The organism is Streptomyces sp. NPDC054872 (assembly GCF_053610705.1).
Genome location: NZ_JBSGYY010000006.1, coordinates 225,251 through 245,665 on the forward strand (window position 1 = coordinate 225,251; position 20,415 = coordinate 245,665).

21 protein-coding genes and 1 pseudogene are annotated in these 20,415 nt (G+C 68.2%); 11 read left to right on the top strand and 11 right to left on the bottom strand.

The genetic code is table 11. The features are described from left to right. Window positions 1–111: 111 nt before the first annotated feature. The gene (locus ACWGIH_RS10040; RefSeq protein WP_453446933.1) at window positions 112–1,002 is read right to left on the bottom strand and encodes an NAD(P)-dependent oxidoreductase; all 891 of its coding nucleotides are present in this window, start codon (window positions 1,000–1,002) and stop codon (window positions 112–114) included. Window positions 1,003–1,228: 226 nt separating this feature from the next. On the opposite strand from ACWGIH_RS10040, the gene ACWGIH_RS10045 reads away from it, so the two are divergent. Together ACWGIH_RS10045 and ACWGIH_RS10050 are read left to right on the top strand one after the other, a co-directional pair. Beyond that, window positions 1,229–1,510: a winged helix-turn-helix transcriptional regulator gene (locus tag ACWGIH_RS10045; RefSeq protein ID WP_453446791.1), complete on the top strand. Its 282-nt coding sequence runs from the start codon at window positions 1,229–1,231 to the stop codon at window positions 1,508–1,510. A 35-nt stretch (window positions 1,511–1,545) separates the two neighbouring features. After that, a pseudogene (locus tag ACWGIH_RS10050) lies at window positions 1,546–1,698 on the top strand (transposase); the annotation flags it as partial. Between the two features lie 197 nt (window positions 1,699–1,895). On the opposite strand, the gene ACWGIH_RS10055 reads toward ACWGIH_RS10050, so the two are convergent. Next, window positions 1,896–2,318 (bottom strand): MerR family transcriptional regulator, encoded by a 423-nt coding sequence (locus tag ACWGIH_RS10055; protein WP_453446790.1) that lies wholly within the window; start codon window positions 2,316–2,318, stop codon window positions 1,896–1,898. 54 nt (window positions 2,319–2,372) lie between these two features. On the opposite strand from ACWGIH_RS10055, the gene ACWGIH_RS10060 reads away from it, so the two are divergent. Together ACWGIH_RS10060 and ACWGIH_RS10065 are read left to right on the top strand one after the other, a co-directional pair. After that, window positions 2,373–3,344: an oxidoreductase gene (locus ACWGIH_RS10060; protein ID WP_453446788.1), complete on the top strand. Its 972-nt coding sequence runs from the start codon at window positions 2,373–2,375 to the stop codon at window positions 3,342–3,344. Between the two features lie 342 nt (window positions 3,345–3,686). Beyond that, window positions 3,687–4,508, top strand: a complete 822-nt coding sequence (locus ACWGIH_RS10065; RefSeq protein ID WP_453446786.1) for an alpha/beta fold hydrolase — start codon at window positions 3,687–3,689, stop codon at window positions 4,506–4,508. 164 nt (window positions 4,509–4,672) lie between these two features. On the opposite strand, the gene ACWGIH_RS10070 is transcribed toward ACWGIH_RS10065, so the two are convergent. Both ACWGIH_RS10070 and ACWGIH_RS10075 read right to left on the bottom strand, forming a co-directional pair. Next, the gene (locus ACWGIH_RS10070) at window positions 4,673–5,164 is read right to left on the bottom strand and encodes a hypothetical protein (RefSeq protein ID WP_453446784.1); all 492 of its coding nucleotides are present in this window, start codon (window positions 5,162–5,164) and stop codon (window positions 4,673–4,675) included. Between the two features lie 96 nt (window positions 5,165–5,260). Then, complete coding sequence (locus tag ACWGIH_RS10075) at window positions 5,261–5,620, bottom strand: hypothetical protein (protein ID WP_453446782.1); 360 nt, start codon at window positions 5,618–5,620, stop codon at window positions 5,261–5,263. A gap of 364 nt (window positions 5,621–5,984) precedes the next feature. On the opposite strand from ACWGIH_RS10075, the gene ACWGIH_RS10080 reads away from it, so the two are divergent. Continuing rightward, window positions 5,985–6,152 carry a hypothetical protein gene (locus ACWGIH_RS10080; RefSeq protein WP_453446780.1) on the top strand — a complete coding sequence of 56 codons (168 nt, stop codon included), beginning with the start codon at window positions 5,985–5,987 and terminating at the stop codon, window positions 6,150–6,152. Between the two features lie 556 nt (window positions 6,153–6,708). Beyond that, window positions 6,709–7,509 carry a bestrophin-like domain gene (locus ACWGIH_RS10085; RefSeq protein ID WP_453446778.1) on the top strand — a complete coding sequence of 267 codons (801 nt, stop codon included), beginning with the start codon at window positions 6,709–6,711 and terminating at the stop codon, window positions 7,507–7,509. 1,118 nt (window positions 7,510–8,627) lie between these two features. Here the strand turns inward: ACWGIH_RS10085 and ACWGIH_RS10090 are convergent. The 3 genes from ACWGIH_RS10090 to ACWGIH_RS10100 all read right to left on the bottom strand — a co-directional run bounded on the left by ACWGIH_RS10090 (window position 8,628) and on the right by ACWGIH_RS10100 (window position 11,307). Then, complete coding sequence (locus ACWGIH_RS10090; RefSeq protein ID WP_453446931.1) at window positions 8,628–9,212, bottom strand: helix-turn-helix transcriptional regulator; 585 nt, start codon at window positions 9,210–9,212, stop codon at window positions 8,628–8,630. A gap of 147 nt (window positions 9,213–9,359) precedes the next feature. Then, window positions 9,360–10,517, bottom strand: coding sequence for a pyridoxal-phosphate dependent enzyme (locus ACWGIH_RS10095; RefSeq protein WP_453446777.1), 1,158 nt, complete (start codon window positions 10,515–10,517; stop codon window positions 9,360–9,362). Window positions 10,518–10,869: 352 nt separating this feature from the next. Further along, on the bottom strand, window positions 10,870–11,307 hold the full coding sequence (locus tag ACWGIH_RS10100; RefSeq protein WP_453446775.1) for a VOC family protein: 438 nt from the start codon (window positions 11,305–11,307) through the stop codon (window positions 10,870–10,872). A 77-nt stretch (window positions 11,308–11,384) separates the two neighbouring features. On the opposite strand from ACWGIH_RS10100, the gene ACWGIH_RS10105 reads away from it, so the two are divergent. The 5 genes from ACWGIH_RS10105 (at window position 11,385) to ACWGIH_RS10125 (ending at window position 15,599) form a co-directional block, all read left to right on the top strand. Beyond that, on the top strand, window positions 11,385–11,987 hold the full coding sequence (locus ACWGIH_RS10105) for a TetR/AcrR family transcriptional regulator (protein WP_453446774.1): 603 nt from the start codon (window positions 11,385–11,387) through the stop codon (window positions 11,985–11,987). 711 nt (window positions 11,988–12,698) lie between these two features. Continuing rightward, window positions 12,699–13,304, top strand: coding sequence for a TetR/AcrR family transcriptional regulator (locus ACWGIH_RS10110; RefSeq protein WP_453446773.1), 606 nt, complete (start codon window positions 12,699–12,701; stop codon window positions 13,302–13,304). A gap of 139 nt (window positions 13,305–13,443) precedes the next feature. After that, window positions 13,444–14,178, top strand: a complete 735-nt coding sequence (locus ACWGIH_RS10115) for an NADPH-dependent F420 reductase (RefSeq protein WP_453446771.1) — start codon at window positions 13,444–13,446, stop codon at window positions 14,176–14,178. 88 nt (window positions 14,179–14,266) lie between these two features. Beyond that, the gene (locus tag ACWGIH_RS10120; protein ID WP_453446770.1) at window positions 14,267–14,974 is read left to right on the top strand and encodes a nitroreductase; all 708 of its coding nucleotides are present in this window, start codon (window positions 14,267–14,269) and stop codon (window positions 14,972–14,974) included. A gap of 184 nt (window positions 14,975–15,158) precedes the next feature. Next, window positions 15,159–15,599, top strand: a complete 441-nt coding sequence (locus ACWGIH_RS10125) for an OsmC family protein (RefSeq protein WP_453446769.1) — start codon at window positions 15,159–15,161, stop codon at window positions 15,597–15,599. A 172-nt stretch (window positions 15,600–15,771) separates the two neighbouring features. Here the strand turns inward: ACWGIH_RS10125 and ACWGIH_RS10130 are convergent, their stop codons facing one another. The 4 genes from ACWGIH_RS10130 to ACWGIH_RS10145 all read right to left on the bottom strand — a co-directional run bounded on the left by ACWGIH_RS10130 (window position 15,772) and on the right by ACWGIH_RS10145 (window position 20,226). Next, entirely contained in the window at window positions 15,772–17,490 is a 1,719-nt protein-coding gene (locus tag ACWGIH_RS10130) for an oxidoreductase (RefSeq protein ID WP_453446767.1), read from the bottom strand. A 283-nt stretch (window positions 17,491–17,773) separates the two neighbouring features. Further along, window positions 17,774–18,673: an LLM class F420-dependent oxidoreductase gene (locus ACWGIH_RS10135; RefSeq protein WP_453446766.1), complete on the bottom strand. Its 900-nt coding sequence runs from the start codon at window positions 18,671–18,673 to the stop codon at window positions 17,774–17,776. A 408-nt stretch (window positions 18,674–19,081) separates the two neighbouring features. Continuing rightward, the gene (locus ACWGIH_RS10140) at window positions 19,082–19,681 is read right to left on the bottom strand and encodes a GOLPH3/VPS74 family protein (protein ID WP_453446764.1); all 600 of its coding nucleotides are present in this window, start codon (window positions 19,679–19,681) and stop codon (window positions 19,082–19,084) included. Window positions 19,682–19,854: 173 nt separating this feature from the next. Next, window positions 19,855–20,226 carry a hypothetical protein gene (locus ACWGIH_RS10145; protein WP_453446763.1) on the bottom strand — a complete coding sequence of 124 codons (372 nt, stop codon included), beginning with the start codon at window positions 20,224–20,226 and terminating at the stop codon, window positions 19,855–19,857. Between the last annotated feature and the right edge of the window lie 189 nt (window positions 20,227–20,415).

The window sequence follows — 20,415 nt, forward strand, 5'->3', positions numbered from 1 at the left end:
GTGCATTCCGCTGTGTATGGGGTTGTCCCGTAACTGAGATGATGACGGTTGCTGGGGTGCGTATGGCCCCCCCATCGGGGCGCCCGGAACCAAGTTGTGTGCGGTCCCGAGTTACGCGGTCGGCGCCGGGGTCTTGAGTATCTCTGTCAGGGCGGAGATGCTGTGGTCGCCGTAGCCGGCCTCGACGGCTCGCTTCAGCAAGTCATGGAAGGGCTTGTGCCACTCCATGTCGAGGTTGGCTTCCTTGCCGAGTTCCTCGTCATGCGCGGCTCCAGCCAGGAACAGACCTACCGACGACGCGGGCTTGCTGTAGTCGCCGCGGTCAATCTCCTCTGCGAAGACCGGCAGCACCGAGTTGATCATCTCGAACCACTTGACGCTGAACCTCACCATTGAGGCCACCTCAAGGCCACGCGCCTGCAGCGCTGCCGCGCCCTGGAAGAAGCCGACGAGCGCAGGCAGCAGGGTGCCGCCCACTGCCATCTCGTACAGGGCGGCGAGATCGGCGTCGGTGCCGAGGAAGACGGTGTCACCTCCCAACACCCGCAGCGTCGAGGCGAACTCGTCGAAGACGGTGTTGTCGCCGCCGTAATACAGGAGGGTGTCCTCAGCTCCGACAGCAGACGGCACGTTCTTGATCGCCCCGCCGAGGTAACGCACGCCGTGCCCGAGCGCCCATTCGGCCATCTGACGGGCACCGGCCGGCGAACCGCTGTTCAGGCTCACAAGGGCACGCCCCTTGAGCGTGGCAGTGACCGGTTCCAGGGCCTCGATGGTGCTCTCGTATGTGGTCAGACAGACGATGATCAGCGGACTCGCCGCGACTGCCTCGTCCATCGTCTGCGCGTGAACAGCGCCCTTGGACACGAGCGGCACAGCCTTCGACGCTGTCCTGTTCCAGACGGTGGTCCGGTGCCCGGCGTCAATGAATGCCTCAGCCAATGCGCTGCCCATCGAGCCCAGCCCGACGACGGTCACGGGAGTGCGGTGGTGCCCAGTCATACGTTTGCTCCTGCCTGATGCCGATGCATGCACAGCGCGGTACGGGTCGAATAGCCGGCATCCCACGGAGTTGCTGCCCTCTCGGTGTGACGCCTGATCCATGCTGCGGCGGCACCAACATTCCTACAAGTACCTACAATTCTGTCTGGTACCCACAGTTTTGTTAGGGGAAATGCTGGTGAGGAAGCGGAGTTATACCTGCGGCCTGGACGCTGCCATCGACGTCATGGGAGGAAAATGGAAGGGATTGATCCTGTTCTGGCTCGGCGAGGGGCCGCTGCGATTCGGCGAGTTACGCCGAGCGGTGGCCGGCATCAGTGAGCGGATGCTGATCCTGCATCTGCGGGAGCTGGAGGCCAGTGGCCTGGTGCACCGCGAGGTCCATCACCAGGTGCCACCGAAGGTGGAGTACTCACTGACCGAGTTCGGTCACTCGCTCCTTACCGCTCTCACCCCACTCGGCCAGTGGGGCGAGGACCACAAAGAGCGTCTCGAAGCCCTCCCATGAGCCGGGCACACGGGAGGCGCTGGAAGGAGTAACGCAACCGTTCACACCGCAAGGTCCGCGCGCGCGTTGAGCACCCTTTCGCCCGAATGAAAGGGTGGAAGATCCTTCGCGACTGCCGCCTCAAGGGCGACGGCGTTCACCACGCGATGCTCGGTATCGCCCGCCTCCACAATCTCGCCCTCGCCGGATGGACCGAGGACGCCCAGCCACCCAGGCCATCTGACGCCCAACCGACCATTGCGGGACAAGCCTTGGCTGTTGCGGGCCCGGGCGTTGATGACACTTTCAGTTTGCACACTCTTGTGGTCGGCGAGCCACGGCCTGTCGTTCCATCGCCAGCCCAGCTGCCAGCACAGCGCACACGACGCGGTTGCCCACGCTTGCCTCAGGTTGTCGGGTCCCAGAGTCCGTCGGCTTCACCGCGGGCAAGGTGCTCGGCATATACGCCGACCTTCCAGGCAATCACAGATCGGCACTCTTCCAGCGCCTGGATCTGTGCGTCGACGCGCTGTCGATGGGCGTCGAGCAGCCGCAGACGCAACTCCTCGTTGCCCGGCCCTTGGCGTACCAGTTCGGCGAAGTGCTTGAGGTCGGCGAGCGGCATGCCGGATTCGCGGAGCTTGACGCAGATCAGCAGCCATTCGACGTCGAAGGCGGTGTAGCGCCGTCGGCCGCCCGACGTGCGCTGGACCGGTCCGACGAGCAGGCCCTCGCGCTCGTAGAAGCGCAGGGCGTGCACGCTCAGTCCGGTCCGCTCGGCCACCTCGCCGATGCTCAGCGACTGCCCGCCGGTCTCGGTGGTCGTCATGCCGCTCCCCCTGGACTTGATCTAGACCTCGCTCTAGATCGTAACGTCCGCAGCATGACCATCACTGAACAGCAGCCCCTCGGCTCACCCTTTTCCGCCGCCACCACCGCCGAGGACATCGTGGCCAGCCTCGATCTCTCCGGGAAGACGGCCGTGGTGACCGGGGGCTACTCCGGTCTCGGGCTGGAGACCACCCGGTCACTGACGGCCGCCGGAGCCCGGGTCCTCGTTCCCGCCCGCCGTCCCGACGCTGCCCGTGCCGCCCTGCAGGAGGTGAAGAACTGCGAGGTCATCCCCATGGATCTGACCGACCTCGACAGCGTCCGCTCGGCCTGTACGCACATCAGCAGGCGTCTCGATCGGCTCGACCTCCTGATGGCCGTTGCCGGAGTCATGGCCACCCCGGAGCGGCGCGTCGGGCCCGGCTGGGAAGGCCAGTTGACCGCCAACCACTTCGGGCACTTCACCCTGACCTGCGAGCTTTACCCGCTGCTGGCCGCCGCGGACGGCGCGCGCGTCGTCGCCAACAGCTCGGCCGGACACACCTTGACCGGCATCCGCTGGCACGACCCGCACTTCCGTACCGGCTACGACAAGTGGCTGGCCTACGGCCAGGCCAAGACCGCCAACGCTCTGTTCGCCGTACACCTCGACGCCCTCGGGAAGAACGACGGCGTCCGGGCCTTTGCCCTCCACCCAGGCAAGATCATCACCGGGCTGCAGCGGGAGATGACCCTGCAGGCACAGATCGACCGTGGCTGGGTGGACGAGCACGGCGATGTCATCGGCGATGGTTTCAAGACTCCCTCCCAGGGGGCCGCCACCGGCCTGTGGGCCGCCACGTCCCCGCTCCTCGACGGCCTGGGCGGTCTCTATCTGGAGGACTGCGACGTCGCCCGTCTCTCCGCCCCCGGCACCCCCATGGACGACGGCGGCGTACGCGCATACGCCGTCGACCCCGACGAGGCGGCCCGACTCTGGCAACTGTCGCTCGCCGTGACCGGCGCCACGCCGATCACACGATGAACCTGCGGTCTACATGGCCACCTTGCCCGCCGTTGTGGCTGGCGGGCCTTACGATCCCCAGATTCCTCGCGATCGCGCGGACCGGTTCTGTTCGGTCGTCACTGGTTCACTCTTCAGCCCTCGCCGACAGCCGTCCACGCGCTCACCAGCGGCCATACGAACACCTCGCCCTCGGTACCTTCGGCATCTTCGGCATCTTCGGCATCTTCGGCAAGATCGTCACCCGCATCGCCGGCTGACACCCCCACCCGCCCCGGGAGCGCGGAGACTTTCTGATGCAGGGGTATTGAGGGCCGCTAAAAGTGGAAGGCGTTGTTCATGAGGCACGGGAGGAGGCCAGTGATGGACTGGACACTTGGCGAGGTATTGGAGACACCCGAAGGCGCGGTGCGGTGGGGGGCCATGGGTAGTGGAGACCCGATCGTGCTGGTGCATGGAACCCCGTACTCTTCGTTCCTTTGGCGAGACATCGCTCCGGCGCTCGCCCGTACCCGCAAAGTCTTCTTCTTCGACCATCTCGGCTTCGGCCAGTCGGATCAGCGCGAGGGCCAGGACCTCAGCCTGGCGGCTCACGCGAGAAACTTCGCCCGGCTCCTCGACCACTGGGAGCTGTCCTGTCCCAGCGTCGTCGCCCACGACATCGGCGGAGCGGTGGCGCTTCGGACATTGCTGCTGGAGGGCAGGAGCTACCGGGATCTGACCCTCTTCGACGCGGTGAGCGGCGGCGAGTGGGAACGAGGGCTCTTCCAGCTCTTCCTGGATCACAAGGAGGTTTTCCAGAAGCTTCCCGACTACGCGCACGAAGCACTGGTGGCCAGCCACCTGCGGCACGCCACGCACGCCGGCTTCCGGCCGGGAGTTCTCGATGCGTTCCTCGCACCGTGGCGGGGAGACTCGGGCCAGGCCGCGTTCTACCATCAGTACAGCCAGATCAGGCAGGCGGACACCCTCGCGTATGAGCACTTGCTGGGCGACGTGTCGATTCCGGTACGGCTCGTGTGGGGCCGCGAGGACCGCATTCTCCCTCCGCAGTACGCCGAGTGGTTGCACGAGCGCCTTCCGCATGCCGAACTGCACTGGATCGAGGACGCCGGCCATCTCCTGCAGGAAGACGCACCGGCCCGGCTACTGGCCTGCCTGACAGCAGAATTCCACTCGGACTGACGTGCACGTAGTCCGTACGTCGGCTACATCCGTCCCCGTCCCGGTGCGCAAGCCCCTCCTTCGACCGCGCGGGCTGCCCGGGCGAGAACCCGAAGGGCACGACGGCGATGGGGGGCAGAGAACGCCTCGACGGGCTGCGGCGGGCTCAGGTGGAGCAACTGGAGTCAGCGCGCACCGCCAGGAGCCTCGTACACCAGGCGCCGTGTCTCGGATGCGAGTGTCGGCACCGGACTGTCCGGGGGCAGGACCGGTGCGAGTGCGTCGAAGACGGCCCGTACGCGGGCGGGCGTGTAGCCGTGAATACGGTCGGTCGCCTTGAGCCAAGCACCACCGTCGGCCAAGGGGCTCACCTCGGCGAACGCTTCACACGCCCGTAGGGCGGCGATGCCGCCCAGGGCTGTGACCACGCCGTGGGAGCAGACCGTCAGCCACCCGTACCCGCGCAGCGTGGTCTCCAGTTCGGGCAGGGTGTCGCCCAGGAGCAGGCCAATACCGTCTTCGAGGGCCGTGCGCCCCGAGATGTATTCGGAGTCGTCGGCCACGTAGGCGTAGAGGACGCCGCCATGGCTCTGGACCTGGCTGCGCAGCAAGGACTCCCAGCGCTGCTGTGCCTCGTCCGCCGTCGCGGGGTCCTCGAACTCCTCCGACGTGCGCACGGCGACCAGGGACACCGCATCCGGCGCGTCGCTGTCACGGGTGATCGAGACCTCGAGCCAGGGCTCACCAGGCTGGCCATCGGTGTCGAGCAGGGCCTACCGCAGTTGCGCGTCGAGGGGCCGGTGCTCCAGCTGGGCGAGAAAGTCCTGCCAGTTGGCAGGAGAGAAGTAGGTCTCGACGAGCCGCTGCCGTCGTCGGGTGGTCTCGTAGTAGACGAAGGATGCCCAGAGCGCTCCGGGTGCCCCGCAGGGCCCGACGCCGTCGTTGGCCAGGGCCTGGGCGGTGAGGTCCAGGCCGTAGTGGAAGCCGTCCCCGAGTGGCCCGGCGAGCAGCCCCGTGGCCCCGGTGATCCAGTCGTGGGCCAATTGCCGGTAGGCGTCGCCCTCGGCGGGGCACGGCAGATTGATCTCAGCCCGGAGGGTCGAGTTCAACCGGATGCTCTGCTCAACTGTCATGCCGTGCCCTTCCGGTCGATGCGGGGACCGGGGAAGGGTACAGCCCGCTCCCGCGGGGACGGCGCGTCGCCGGAAGCGGAACTCCAACGCGTCCCGGCTCACCTCGACCTAGCCGGGGGCGCCCCCGGTCACCGCTGCCTCCACCTACGCCAACCCACCTGCATGAACACCAACACCCACAATGTCCCCAGAAACACGAGGAACCGCCACCCCGTGTCCGCCCACGACTCCCGCCGAATCGCATGCACCGCGAGCGCATACAACGCCGCCGACGGGAACGTCATCGCCAACCGAACCACGAGGGGCCTGTCTCTTAAGTCCATGTGTCCCGACTACCCCAAGGTGTGTCCGTGACAGCCCAGCAGTGGCGACGGGGACGACGAGCCCCCGGCCGCCCGACCTCTGGGCCGACGCACCCCTGCAGGAGCCCAGCACCGACACGATCACCGACGATGACCTCCACCAGCCGTACGCCCACGCCGAGCAGGCCGAGGCCGCCATCGAGCGAGCCCGCGAGGTCGAGGGGTGCTGACGCATGTCGTGTCGAGGAGTGCTGGCACATGTCGCTCATGGCTAACGGCAACATAGTTGAGCCATCCACGCCCTCGCCCTCGCCATAGTCCGAACGGCCCTCGACGAACAGGCCGCCCCTCCCCCTGCCGGGACACCGCTCGCGTGCAGCGACAAACGGCACGCCGTCAAGGTGACAGCGCTGGAGGAGTGCAGCGGCCAACTTGCAGCAGCTCTCCGCCAGTTCCTCGCATGCCCCTTCTGCTGTTGGGATACGCAAGGCAGCCGTCCCTTGGCAACCCACGGGCGCAGTGAGGGCCTTGCCACCGGTGTGCCGGGTCTGGCGCCTCCAGTGTGCCGGGGCTGGTGGCGGGCCTGGAGCGGCGGTGCGCGTCGGGGCGCTGCCGGGACACGCGACCCGTGTGTTGATCACAAGGGCCGGGGCTCTTCGGCCCAAGGACATCGCTCGTTCGGAGGCGAGGAGACGATTTTGCTGTTGCGTCCGACACCGCGTGCGGAAGATCATCCCGGCGTCCCGTATCAGGCCTTTGCCCGACGCTTTCCGCAGGAGTGTGTCCGTGATCCTTGTCATTGTCGTCGCCGCAGTGGCTTTGCTGGCCGGCCTCGCCGCCAACCGTTACCTGCGCCCCCGCGTCCTGAGCGAGGACGACGACACCGGCATGGCCGTGAAAGACCTGGTCGGGCCCCTGCTCACCCTGACCGTGCTGTTGCTCGCCTTCGTCTTGGTCACCGCCAACGGTTCCTACGGCAAGGCCGAGGTCGCCTCCCGCGGTGAGGCCCGCGCCGTCGACCAGCTCGTCGAGGCCGCCGAGTACGCGCCCGAGAAGCAGCGGGCCGAGATCCAGGCGGACGCGGTCTGCTACGCCCGCGCCGTACGCGAGAAGGAATGGCCGGCCATGGCCGACGGCAAGGGCTCCGCGGCCCCCAGCGTCTGGTCCACCGACTTCCGACGCGTCTTTCGTGAGGTCCAGGACAAGCCGGTCTTCGGCATGCTGGTCTCCGCCGACAACAAGCGCTCCGACGAACGCGAGGAACGCCTCACCCAGGCCACCGCGAGCATCCCCAGCGCCATCCTGTGGTTCCTGCTCGCCACTCTCGTCATCACCGTCGTCGCCCTCGGAGTCTGCCTGCCCCGCCGCAACAACCGCGGCCAAATCATCACCCTGGTCGTCATCACCGCGCTGTTGACCACCACCTTGTGCATCATCCGCGACGTCGACCGCCCCTTCGGCGGCATCATCGATGTCCAGCCCACTGCCATCACCGAAGCCGGGCGGCAAGCCAACCGCGACTTCCTCACCCACCACAAGGCCGCCGAACTGCCCTGCGACCACCACGGCATGCGCCACCCCACCTAAACGAGCGAGTGACGATCCTGATCGCCGGCTCGGCGGACTGGCTGGCTGGCTGGCAGTGATGGCCTCTGACGGCACGGCCCAGCCTGCGCGGCAGCGGAGGCTGACCAGGCTCTACCCGCAAGACCATCAGAGAGCCCGCTTCGCGGCGCCCGGTGCACAGCCCTTGATCCCCTGCGGGCGAAGACAATCGGCCCGCCCTCACCCGTCATCCCGCGTCGCGAGTGAAGGACCTCGCGGGAAGCCGGCACACCCCACGTTCTCGAACCAGCCCGCGCAACGACGCGCATGATCGGCGACGTTGCAAGGACAGCAGCCACACGCCGGTGCACCGCGCGCGTCGGGATCGTCACCGCGCGAGGCGAGTACGGGCTCATCGCTTGCCCCGGGGCGGCCGTCAGTCATCGGTCGGCACCGGCCAGTCCATGCGAAAGCACAGGGCCGCTGCGCATCGGCCCTGCGTAAACTCCCGACCGGCTTGCACCCGTGGTAGATACCGACCACCACATCCACGCCGCCCCGACCATCCGCGCCGTACCCCCCGGCCTCTGCAGGCCACACCACTGTTCCGAGGCCAACACACCACGTATGCCCTACCTGCTCATCGGCGCCTGCGCAGCCGCCATTGCGGCAGGGATGCCACCGCTCTGTTCACCACGCCCGGCGACGGGACAGGGTGCGCGCAAGGCCGTCACGGCCGCTGCGCACACCAGGCCCCCGCAGTGGCCGCAGTGGCGGGTGCTGGTAGCAGCTACCACCCCGGCGGGCCACGTATGACCTCTTCGTCACCGTGGTCGGGGCATGGTGGTCGACCAACCGGTCGAGGCCGACCAATTGGTCGAGGTCCCCAACTCGCTGAGAGGCCGAGCCGCGTCGACCCGGCACAGCCGCCTCGCTTCCACCACACCAGGGGGACTGCCCGTGACCACTCCCCCACCCCAGGCACCGTCCCTGCCCCTGGCCCGGGTCGGCGTCCAAAGAGTCGGCAGCGCACCCCGGGATTCACACGGAGCCCGGTGCACTCTTTAACACCGACGCCCGCCAACGCGGCAACGAATTCAGCTACCTGGAACTTACTTTGTCGGTCTGAGCAGGGATCTTTTTGCGGGTAAGCGCGGTGGCTACTTCGTGTAGTTGTAGACAGTCGCCCGGGAGACGCCGAGCTGGTCGGCGATGAGCTGTGCGGAACTCCGGGTCTCGAAGAACCCCTCGTGATGCAGCTGCCGGACCAGTTCGCGCTTCTGATCGCGGGTGAGGCCGCGGGGAGTACTGGAGCGCGCGGCGGCGAAGGAGTCGATGTGTGACCGGAGTTCACGTCCGGTGCGATCACGCAGCGTCTCCAGGGTCTCGCCTCGGTGTTCGGCGTCCGTGGCGACCAGGTTGGCCAGAGTCAGTGCCAGCGGGGACAGCGTGCTGACGTCCAGGTTCAGGCAGAGGGCCGCGACGTAACGCCCGTCGGCGTTCTTGATGCCGATCGAGGTGCTCTTGGCCGGGCGTCCGTCGGGGAATTGGTTGCTGTAGTTCTGGATGACGCTGGGGTACTCGGGGTCCGCGATGCGGTGCAGCCCCAGCTCGGTGGCGGAGTCGCCGACCTGCCGCCCGGACAGGTTGTTCTCGATCACGCGGATGGCGCTGTCGGGCCGGCGAAGATCGTGCAGGACGACTTCGCACAGGCCCGGGAACATGCGCCCGATGGCAACGGCGATGCGCTCGGCTTCTCGTACGAGGTGCTCGTCCTCCCGAACGAGGTGCTCGTCCTCCCGTACGGGGTCCTCGTCCTCCCGTACGACGTGCTCGTCGGTGCGATCCTCTTCGGCGGGGTGTGCCAACGTGCTCTCCTTCCTCGTACGGCCTCAGTCGGATGGTCCGGCGAACACTGAGGCCATTTTCTCGGCGGACTTCAGCCCCGCACCGGTGAGCACGACCACGGTCGTCTCTCCCGGAGCAATGGCCCCCGTCTCGATGAAGTGGTCGAGGGTCGCCGCGGCAACGCTGCTGGTCGGCTCTGCGTACAACCCTCGCGCGCTCAGTGCGCGGACCGCGGCGTGGATGTTCGCCTCGGGGACGGCGCAGGCGGCGCCACCGGAGCGGCGGATGGCCTCCACCGCCTCGGGCAGCCGGACCGGGTGGGCGATGGAAGCGCCTTCAGCGATCGTCGGTACTCGCTCGCCACGGCGGGCCGGGTCGATGCCGTTGAACGTGTCGGCGATGGTCGCCCAGTGCTCGGGCTGCCCGACGAACAGGCGCGGGCGCCTGTCGATCTGACCGGCGGCGAGCAGCTCGCCGAAGGCTAGGTCGCACCCGATGATGTTGCTGCCCGCCCCGGCCACCAGGACGACGTTGTCGGGCGCGGTGAAGCCGAGCGACTCCCACATCTCGTAGGCGATGGTCTTGGTGCCTTGGATGAACATGGGGTGCCAGTTGTGGCTGGCGTAATGGATGTGCTCCGACTGGCGGATCGCTTCGTCCGAGACCTCATCGCGGGTGCCAGCCACGAGCTCGATCTCGGCTCCGTAGGCGCGGGCCTGCAGGATCTTGGCCGCCGAAGTGGCGGCGGGAACGATGATTTTGGCGCGGATGCCTGCGGCAGCGGCGTAGGCGGCCACCGCAGAACCGCCGTTGCCCGAACTGTCCTCGAGCACCCGGTCCATGCCGTGTGCGGCGAGGTGGGAGATCATCATCGATACGCCCCGGTCCTTGAAGCTGGAGGTCGGGTTGAACCACTCCAGCTTGAAGTGGACCCGCCGACCGGCCCAGTTGACAGGGATCATCGGCGTACATCCTTCGCCGAGGCTCACCCGGCGGGCGGCCGGAACGGGCAGGGACGCACAGTAGCGCCACAGGGACCGCTCGGCGGTGTCGATCTGATCGGGACGCAGACCCGGCAGTGCACTGACGGCGAGGGGGCTGCCGTCCTCGCCCCGCCAGCGCGGGTCGTCCAGGGAATAGCGCTTTCCCGACCGGTCGTACAGGTCCGGGGCAGTGACGGCTGAGTGCTGTTCGGCATTCATGGACGGTCCCGGCTTCTCCTCGCTCGACGTGTGCTGCCGCTGAGGGGCGCCGCGGCGCGGTGAACACCCCACCACCCCACATTAGACTGGCTTTCTAGATCTAGACAACGTATCCAACTTCTCATTGATGTGACGCCGGGAGCTGACCGGAGCCGGCGAGGTCGAGCAGAGTGATCCAGGCCGGGAGCGGCTCCGACCTCGCCGACTGCGGGTTTCCGTGTGCCGGCCTCCTTGGGATCGACTATCCGCATCGCCTCGACCGGCGGCGGCAACGCGCAGCCCGAGGCGAGGTTTCCGAGATGGCCGCGGGGATCCGCAGGGTGAGCAGGATCAGCTGGGAGAAACGGCAGGATCAGACGCCGGCGTACTGGGCGGCGTACTCCTGACTGGGCGGGACGACGGTGATGACATCGATCAGCACACCGTCGGGGGCGGCGACGATGAAGTGGCGCTGGCCGAACTCCTCCGTACGCAGCGGCAGCACCTCGTCCAGGCCTGCCTTCGCCACGAGCCGCTGGTGTTCGGAATCCACGTCGTCCACCTCGAAGTTCAGCAGCAAGCCGCCCTGGAGCGCGCCCCGGTGGCCCGCGGGGACGGTCGGGTGAGCATGGTCCAGGAGGGCCAGCTCGTACTGCGGGGCGTCCGGGCGGCGCAGGCTGACGTACCAAGTCGCCTCGAAGGTCACCTCGAACCCGAAGTGGCGGGTGTAGAAGTCGCGGGAGGTAGCCACGTCCCGGGTGGCGAGCACCGGGTAGAAGCCGCCGAGTTTGGTCGTGGGCACGTTCGTCATGGCAGAAGTCCTTTCACGTCGATCTCGCATACCCTGGGTATGCGAACCGGTGAGTTAGCATACCTCGGGTATGCGAAATGGGAAGGGCGGTGCGCACGGTGGCGGTGAACCGGGCGGAGCAGCGGGCGGCCACGCGGCAGGCGCTGCTGGCCGAAGGACGGCGGCAGTTCGCCGCTGACGGGTACCACCACGTGGTGCTGGCGGAGGTGGCGCGCGCAGCCGGAGTCACCAAGGGGGCCGCCTACCACCACTTCGACAGCAAAGCGGGGCTCTTCCGGGCTGTCGTCTCCGAGGTCCAACGGGAACTGGGTGAGCGGGTCGCTGCCGCAGCCGAGCGGCATCAGGATCTCTGGGAGCAGCTCCGGGCCGGCTGCCGGGCCTTCCTGGCCGCGGGGACCGACCCGGCGGTGCGGCTGATCCTGCTGGTCGACGCCCCGACCGTACTGGGTTGGGACGAGTGGCGGGCCCTGGACGAAGAGTCGTCCGCGCGGCACCTCGCAGAGGCCCTGACAGCGCTCGCCGCAGCCGGGATCATCGACGAACAGCCGGTGGAGCCCCTGGCCCGACTGCTCTCGGGTGCGATGAACGAGGCCGCGCTCTGGATCGCGCGAGGCGGGGACCCGCAGGCCGGGGAACAGGCGCTCGACCGGCTCTTGGCGGGGCTACGCACTCCTGCCTGACCGCTCGCGCTCTCGCGCAGACGCTGGGCGCCGGGCGCAGGGCGCCTAGCTGCAGCTTCGGTTTGCCGACACCCGCCCTTCCGAGGTGCGCGGTGCTGGCACTGCATGACCTTCACTGCGCCCACTCAATGAACGGCCACATCTGGCAACCCGCCCACGACTTCACTCGCCAGTAGGGCCTGCATCTGCCGGACCGGCCGGCTGCTCGAGCGGCGGTCGCGAGGAAATGCGACCTCGCGGAGTCTCTGGGTGCGAGCACCACGCCCCTGCGCGAGGCCCGTCGCCGCTCAGCAGCGAAGGGCTCGTGGCAACAGTGGAGACACCCTGCGACGTCCGGGTCTCCACCATGAAATCCGACGACGCCCCCCAGCTGTTCGAAGTGCGCCCATCGTCGACCGCCTCGCCCACACCAGGCCCGGACCCAACAGGATCACGCCAGGCACGGCCCCAGCAGGCAACAGTCTCGTAGGCCGCTCCATTCAGAGCGGGCGAGGGCTTAGCAGGTTCCGCTTTGACGGCGTTTTACCCCCGGTTGGCGAAGCGCCTTCTTCAGCGTCGTGTGAGCAGGCCCGACGATCCCCGTCCCGACCCGGTGTGGGCGAAGCAGTAGCGACGAGTTGACCGGATGCCGCCTCCGTTTTACTCTCGACCCAGTACGGAGTCAGCCTCCGTTTTGTTGTGATCGCAGAAAAGCACGAGGTCGGAGGTTGCATGGGCGTCAAGGAACAACGAGAGCGCAAGCCCCGTGCGGATGTCCAGCGCAACCGTGCGGCTCTCCTGGAAGCAGCGCAGCGTCACTTCCTGAAGGACGGCGTCGGTGCCTCTTTGGAGGGGGTGGCCAAGGAGGCCGGTGTCGGGCCCGCCACGCTGTACAGGCACTTCCCGACCCGGGAGGCGCTGCTCGCGGCCGTGCTCCAGATGCGCTCCGAGGAGCTGGTGGCCCGCCGGGCGGAGATCGCACGGCTCGGTGACGCCTCCGAGCGACTCCGGCGGTGGCTGCGCGCGATGGAGGAGTACTTCAGCGCCTTCAGCGGGCTGCCGGAACCCCTCATGACCGCGGCCAGGGAGCGGGAGCCGGACAACCCGCTGACCCTTCCCTGCGACGACCTCATCGCCACCACCGACGCGTATCTGCGCGCCGCGCAGGCCGCAGGGCACGCGCGGCCTTCGGTGACGGGGTATGACCTGTACCTCGCGGCCGTCTCCACCGCCTGGATCAGCGGCACCGGCGCTGCCGACGAAGAATCACTCGGCCGCCTGCGCACGCTCATCGAGAGCGGATACCGCGAACAGCGCGCACAGAGCGACGAGGGTTAGGCGACTGGTCGCCGCTTTCCTCGCGGCTGGCCGCCGCTGCCGACGCCGTCGAGCGCCCCGGGGACCTTCTCCGCGCGGTCAACCGCCACACCCTGCCGCCCCCTCCCTGGGGGCAGTGCGACATTGTGAGGAACAAATCATGAAAATAAGTGTTATCGGTGCGGGAGCGGTCGGGGCCACGCTGACGCGCAAGTTCAGCGCGGCCGGACACGAGGTCCAGGTGGCGAACTCCCGGGGACCCGAGACGATCGACGCCGCCGCGCTGGAATACGGCGCGCACGCGGTGCGCGCTGCCGACGCCGTTCAGGACAAGGACGTGGTCATCCTCTCCGTCCCCTTCGGACGGATCCCGTCCCTGAGGCCCCTCTTCGCCGCCGTGGCCGACGAGACCGTCGTCATCGATTCCTCGAATTACTTCCCCCACCTGAGCGGTTCCATCGACGCGGTGGAGCAGGGTCAGGTCGAGAGCCTGTGGGTCGCCGAGCAACTGGGACGGCCCGTCGTCAAAGCGTGGAACGCAGCCCTGGCCGGCACCTTGCAGTCCAGGGGCGTGCCGGCCGGAACTCCCGGCCGTATCGCGCTCCCCGTCGCCGCCGACTCCGAAGAAGCGCGGCGCGTGGCCATGCTTCTGGTGGACGAGAGCGGCTTCGACCCGTACGACGCCGGAGCACTGGCCAATTCCTGGCGCCAGCAGCCGATGACGCCCGCCTACTGCACCGAACTGGACCTGCCGGAACTGAAGTTGGCCTTGGAACGAGCCGACAAGGCCGAGGCCCCGCGCAACCGGGACCGCCAGATGGAGCGCTTCGCCGCCCTGACCTCCATGCCCACGCTGGACGAGACTGTCGAGCTCAACCGTTCCCTCCACCGCTGACGCGGCCCCCCGGCACGCTCGCCAAGCCTGCAACGCCCCCTCAGACGCAACCGCGGTCACCCGACCGCTCCCCCTGGAAGGAATCGTTTTGCCTGCCACAGCTTCGCCCATTACCGACATCGTGCGGTCCCGGTACTCCGTGCGGAAGTTCCACCCCACACCGCTGTCCCCGTCCGACATCCGCGGCGTGCTGGAAGACGCTCAAGCTGCCCCTTCGAACTGCAACACCCAGCCCTGGACGGTGCACGTCATCTCGGGCGCGGCGCGCGACGCCCTGAGCAAGGAACTGCTCAAGGCCGACGAGGAAGAGCGCTTCTCGTCCGACTTCTCCTTCAGCTACGCTGACTTCGGCGAGGGCGCCTACCTCGACCGGGCGCACGACCACGCCGCGACCGTCTACGGAGCTCTGGGGATACCCCGCTCGGACCGGGCAGCAAGGAACGCGCATGCCCGGGAGAACCTGAATTTCCACGGAGCCCCCCACGCCGCATTTCTCTTCATGCCCGCGTTCGGCGACGGCGTGCGGGTGGCCGGTGACATCGGCATGTACGCACAGAACTTCCTGCTCTCACTGACGGCCCGGGGACTCGGCGGCATTCCGCAGACCATGCTCGGGATGTACGCCGACACCGTCCGGGAGTTCCTGGGGGTCCCCGAGGATCTCAAGCTGCTGTTCGGCATCTCTTTCGGCAACGCCGACCTGGCCGCACCGGCGAACAGCTTCCACATGGGACGCGTCCCTCTTGAACAGAGTGTTGTCGTGCACGACACCCCTGGAATCCTCGACGCGCAGTAGTGCGAGCTCGTCGAAGCCTGGTGGCCTGCCGCCGCTTCGGCCACGCCACTTGCATCCGGTGACCCCGGCTGTCGGTGCCCGGAGTGTGGGCGGGCGCGGCACGGAGTACGGGCGGGCGCGGCCCAGTACGCGGGCTGGCGCGGCATGAAGACGGTCGGCGGAACGTGACAGTACTGTCGTCGCCATGACTGACAATTCGCTGCGTTCTGTCACCATCAAGCGGGCCGGCCCGGGCCGGTTCACCGCGACCAACACCCGCGGGGGCACGCTGAGCTTCGGCACCGGCGAGGGAGCCGACTTCACGCCGGTCGAGTTGTTCCTGGCGGCGATCGGCGGCTGTACCGCGGTCGACGTGGAGGTCGCCACGAGTCGTCACGAAGAGCCGACCACGTTCTCCGTCACTGTGACCGGCAGCAAGGTCGAGGACGAGGGCGGCAACCGGATGTCCGACCTCGAGGTCACCTTCGCTGTCACATTCCCGGACGGGCCGTCAGGGGAGCGCGCCCGCACCATCCTGCCCCGGGCCGTGAAGACTTCGCACGATCGGCTCTGCACGGTCAGCCGCACCGTCGAGGCTGGCACACCGGTCAGCGCGACCGTGTCCGACAGGGCTGACGGCGCCTGACCTCTGAAGGCGACAAGGCGACGAGGCGACAAAGGGCTCCTACACGCCATGCCATCACCGCTCTCAGGGTCGCGCTCCTTGAGGAGATCACCCTCGGCTGTCAGGCCGAGGTAGTCGATCATCCGGCCGCCACGCACGTAGCGCGTGTGCCCTTGCGGGTAGGCCACGGTGGTCAGGGCGGCGGTGGCGCCCCGTCGTCGTTTGCGGGCAGAGCAGGAGGAGCGAAGGGGCCGTTGCCCAGGGTGTTACCCGGATCGGGTAGGAGCGGCTCTCCCGGAGGGAGGCCGGCGCGGGCGCGGAGCATGTCGGCTTCGGCTCTTCTCATCTCGGCCTGTGCGCGGATGAGGTCGGCATCTGCCTGCCCGCGGACTTGGACGATGTCGGAGGCGTTCTGCCCCCGAGCTCTGACGAACTTGGCAAGTCCGTTGAGGATGCCACCGATGAGCACTCCGGAGGCCGTGATGAGGCTGACGGCGGCAACTACCGCGGGGGGCGCGTCGGATGGCCCCAGCCCGGCACCGTGGCTGACGTCTGACAGAACCGCCCGCGTACTGGCCCAGGCCGCCGCCAGCAGCGCGGTCACGATGAGGGCCCACAGGATCACCGAGCTGCCTGGAACGGCCCGCACCGCGTGCCATGCTCGCTGCGGCCACGGCAGGGTGGCTCGCCAGCGCCGCTGTTGAGCACGATGGACCTGGCGGGCGTCGGCGTCCTCGCCGCCGTTGCGCAGGGCTGTGGCCAACTGCTGGTACGGCTCGGGGTCGTACTCGGGGGTCGCGGCCGCCAGCCAGCTCAGCCGCCGGGACAGCGGGAAGCTGCCCAGCGGGACGAGGTTCTCGTAGCCGAATCCGCCCAACTGCAGGCGACCAGGGCCCGGCCAACTGGTCGACCTGTCGACGAGGTTGACGACCTTGGCACCGGACAGAATGACCTTGCCGCGCTCGGGGGCCTCCCCGAGGAAGCGCAGTTCAGCCGTCCGGACGCGGCGCAGCGACACCGCCTGGTCGTCCTCCAGGACGAAGCGCGCCCCGTCCAGGTCGACGGCGTCTCCGAAGAGGCCGTCGTCGAGCTGGATACCGCCCTGGCACTCGAAGCGCCGTAAGCGGGTGCCCGAGGCAGGGATCTGGCCGGTCTGAAGCCGGTCGCCGAGGGTGGCGGGCGTCATGTAGAGGGTGCGTTCCACAGTCATCTGCGGCGCGTAGAACGCGCGCCGGCCGTACGGATTGACGAGCTTGCCTCCGCGCAGACTGAAAGAGACACCTACCGTCGCGCCGCGCAGGCTCAGTTGGCCGTGCGACTCCAGCAACTCGGCCTGCAGATCCTGCCCGACCGACAACCCGTCGCCCAAGATTGAGTTGCCGCGGCGGTCGCGGAACACCACGGCCTGGTTGAGCATAAGGTCCCCACCGATGCGGGCGTAGGCCAGGCGAATGCCTTGGTGGAAGCGGCTGCGGGACAAGTCGAGGTCATCCTCGGTGCAGACGCGGTCCCCTGCCAGGTGCGGCACCGAGCACTCCACGAGCCGCAGCGTCGTGAAGCGCGCCTTCGAGATCAACAGCTCTTTCTCGAAGCGGCACTGCTTCATCTCGACGTACGGGATGACGGCGCCGCCCGCGACATCCAGCACGTCGGTGATCTGCACGCCCCGGAGCTTGAGTGAGGAGACCTTGCCCTCCAGGGCGGGCGGCCGGTGGAGCAGCAGCCACGCCACGACCCGTGCGCGCACACTGCGCGCGGGACCCCAAGCATGCCCGCCGTGCGGATCGTCGATGTCTCCCTCACCCGTGCGCAGGTCGTAGACGCTCCCATTGCGAAACGCCTGCCACATCCCTGCCTCGGCCTCAGTCAGCCAAGCCGGTGGACCGCTGTTGCCTGCCGTGGAATTGTCCATCGTCGCGTCTTCCCCCCATCCCCGTCGACGTCAGTGCGTGCGTGAGCCCCGATGCTGCTCACTACCGCGGACTCGTATCAGAACGTCGTGGCAGGCCGTCATACGCTCCCTGCCCTTCCTGCCCTTCCTGCCCTCCCGTAGCTCACCAGGCCCGAATTCAGCAGGTCTGTGTCCGGTCGATGGTGCGTTCGCTGATCAGGGCTGAGCATTTCGTGCCTGCCGAAGGTTCGGAGAAGCAGGCGCCCGCCGTCGATCGCCCGTTGCTACAGGACGACATGTTCGGTCACGTGCTGCTCAGGTGGAGAGCCGAGGCGAGTTCGCGCAGCGTGGGCAGCGGGTCGGATGAGGGATCTTCGCCGAGCACCTGTACGACCACGTGGTCGGCGCCCGCATCCAGGTGCTGCTGCACGCGCACAGCAACATCCTGTGTGTCGCCAATGGCGACCATGGCGTCAGCCAGCTTGTCCGAACCCCCCACAACGACGTCGGACTCGTCGAACCCCTGACGCAGCCAGGAATTGCGGTAGTTCGGCAGCTGCGAGTACATGTGCAGGTGCTGGTGGGCCCGGCGCAGGCCCTCTTCACGGTCGGTGGTGAGCGCGACCGCCTGCTCGCTGACGACCCACTTGTCAGGCCCCACCCGATCGCGCGTCCTCGCGGTCTGCTCCGGAGTCACCAGGTACGGGTGTGCCCCGTCGGCAGCCGTGGCGGACAGCTCGATCATCTTCGGGCCCAGCGCGGCCAGCAGCCGGGCGGGGCGCTGCCCTCCCGGTTCGACCTCGGCCGGCACCGCGTCCATGACCCGCAAATACTCCCGCATGGTGCTGAGGGGCTTGTCATAGGAGCCTGCGTAACTGTGCTCCACCAGCGGAGCGTGGCTGACACCCAGGCCCAGCACGAAACGACCCGGGTGCAGCGCCCCCAACGTACGGGCGCCCGCTTCGCTGGCTGGGGCGCTGCGAGCGTGGATGTTGGCGATGCCCGTCCCGACCACCAGCCGCTCGGTAGCGCCGAGCAGAGCCGCGGCTTGGGTCAAGGACTCCTTGCCTCCGGCTTCGCCGTAGAACAACGATCCGTACCCGAGCTGCTCCATCTCGCGTGCCCGGGTGATCACGTCAGTGATCGGCCACCGATCGCTGGTCCACCAGACACCGACCGGAGCGCTGAAGTTGATGTTGGCCATGCGCTGAGGCTACCGGGTCCGCCCCCTGAACATGATCCGTTCCGGCCCAAGCAGGCCGGACCAACTCGCCGCGCCCCGCCGGAGCACCGGTTGCCCGAGCGACGCGCGGGCGGCGAACCAGTCGTCGGCTGACGGCTGGGAGTAGGGCTCGGCGCTCGGACGTGCGCAGTCTGGGGCGCGGCTGACGACCCCTCACCGGGCGGGTCCTCACGTCAGCGGCAGGTCAACGGCCAGGTCGGCGACATGGCAGCTATAGATGCGGCCCCGCACGTCACCCGGTTTCCAGATCCAGGCCGCTTGACCCTGACCTGGCCGAACGAGGGCCGCAAGAGTGCTGCAGGCGCCGCCCGGCCGAGGTGCGACCGGGCTGTCGCCGCCGTCGAACTCCACGGTGTCGGCTTGGGGAGTTCACGGTCCGCGCCAGAGGTTGGCGAAGGCCGTGTTCTCGATGGTGCGCCTCTGCCGTACGGCCTCCAGCTCCATCACCGCGTCCTGGACGGCCGCCAGCACGGTCGTCACCGCCTGGTCTTCGGAGCCAAACTTGTCGTCGGACGGTTCGTCGTGGATACCCACAGCCCAGGCGAGGGCGGCCAGGACGGGTTCCTTGTCTCTCCAGCGGTCGCCGGCACGGCGGCGTGCCGGCGTATCGACAGGTTCGACGCGTTCGGGGCCGAAGTGCGACCGGCCGCTGGGCTGCGGCTTCAGCTCGCCGTTCTTCTCCAGAGCGGCCTGGTAGGCGGCCGCGAGATCGCGGCCCCGGCGCCACAGCCAGTCCTCGATCAATTCATAGGGCGTCTGCCGGGTGAGGCCTGCCCCGGCCTCGGCCATGAACCGGTCGTCCAGCGTCGGCTGCCCGGCCGGCACGATACGGTCGCCGTCCACGGAGGCGGCCCCCGCAGCGATGAGATCGATCAGCTCGGCTCCGGCCAGTGCGAGAGACAGGTCGCCCTGCCCCACGGAACGCTTCGAGTCCATGGCAATGATGAACAGGTCTTTCGCCGTAGTCATGAACGGCCCCCTCAAAGACATCAACAACGTCGCGGGCCCGCCAACCGAGCCCGAGTCCGGGGCCGGCCCAAAACCGGGGCCACTGTCACCATCAGTATCCCCCCACCCGGACGCGCCGCCACGCGCCGGCTGAAGTAGGGGCGGGCGCCGGCCACCGGTTTGCCCCGGGGCGCTCAGGCAGGGACGAAGACGTCCTCGTCGGCCCCGTCGAGGATGAACCCGTTGTCGAAGCGGACACGCACGCTCACGCGAGGCGCCCGTTCCTGGAAGGCGGTCCACGCGGGTTCCAGAGAAGCGACCTTCTCTTCGAGCTGCCTCCTGCTTTCCGTGGGCATCTCGCCCCCGAAGGCGTCGAGCAGCGACTTGAGCCGCTCGTACTCGCGCACGTCCTCGCTCTCGTCCTGGTGGCCGATCACCTGCTCGACGGTCCCGCCCGTACCCGCCGCCAAGGACAGGAACCCGACGACGACCCCCGACACCTCGGCCGAATCGGTCAGCCTGGTGTCCGCTGCCAGCACCACCCGCTGGCCTGCTTTCAGAGTCATGTGCTCCCCATCCCTCGTACGTCGGTGGCGTGCCGACTCATCCGGCCCGGACACCGTGGCGGCCCCACAACCTCGCTCCATGTCCGCCTCCTGAGCCAGAGTAGGCCAGCACCTTTAGCAGCCACACGCGACGGTGCGTCGAGCCCAGGTTGATGGCACCCGCGAGTACCCGCCAAGCCCCCTCCCCGC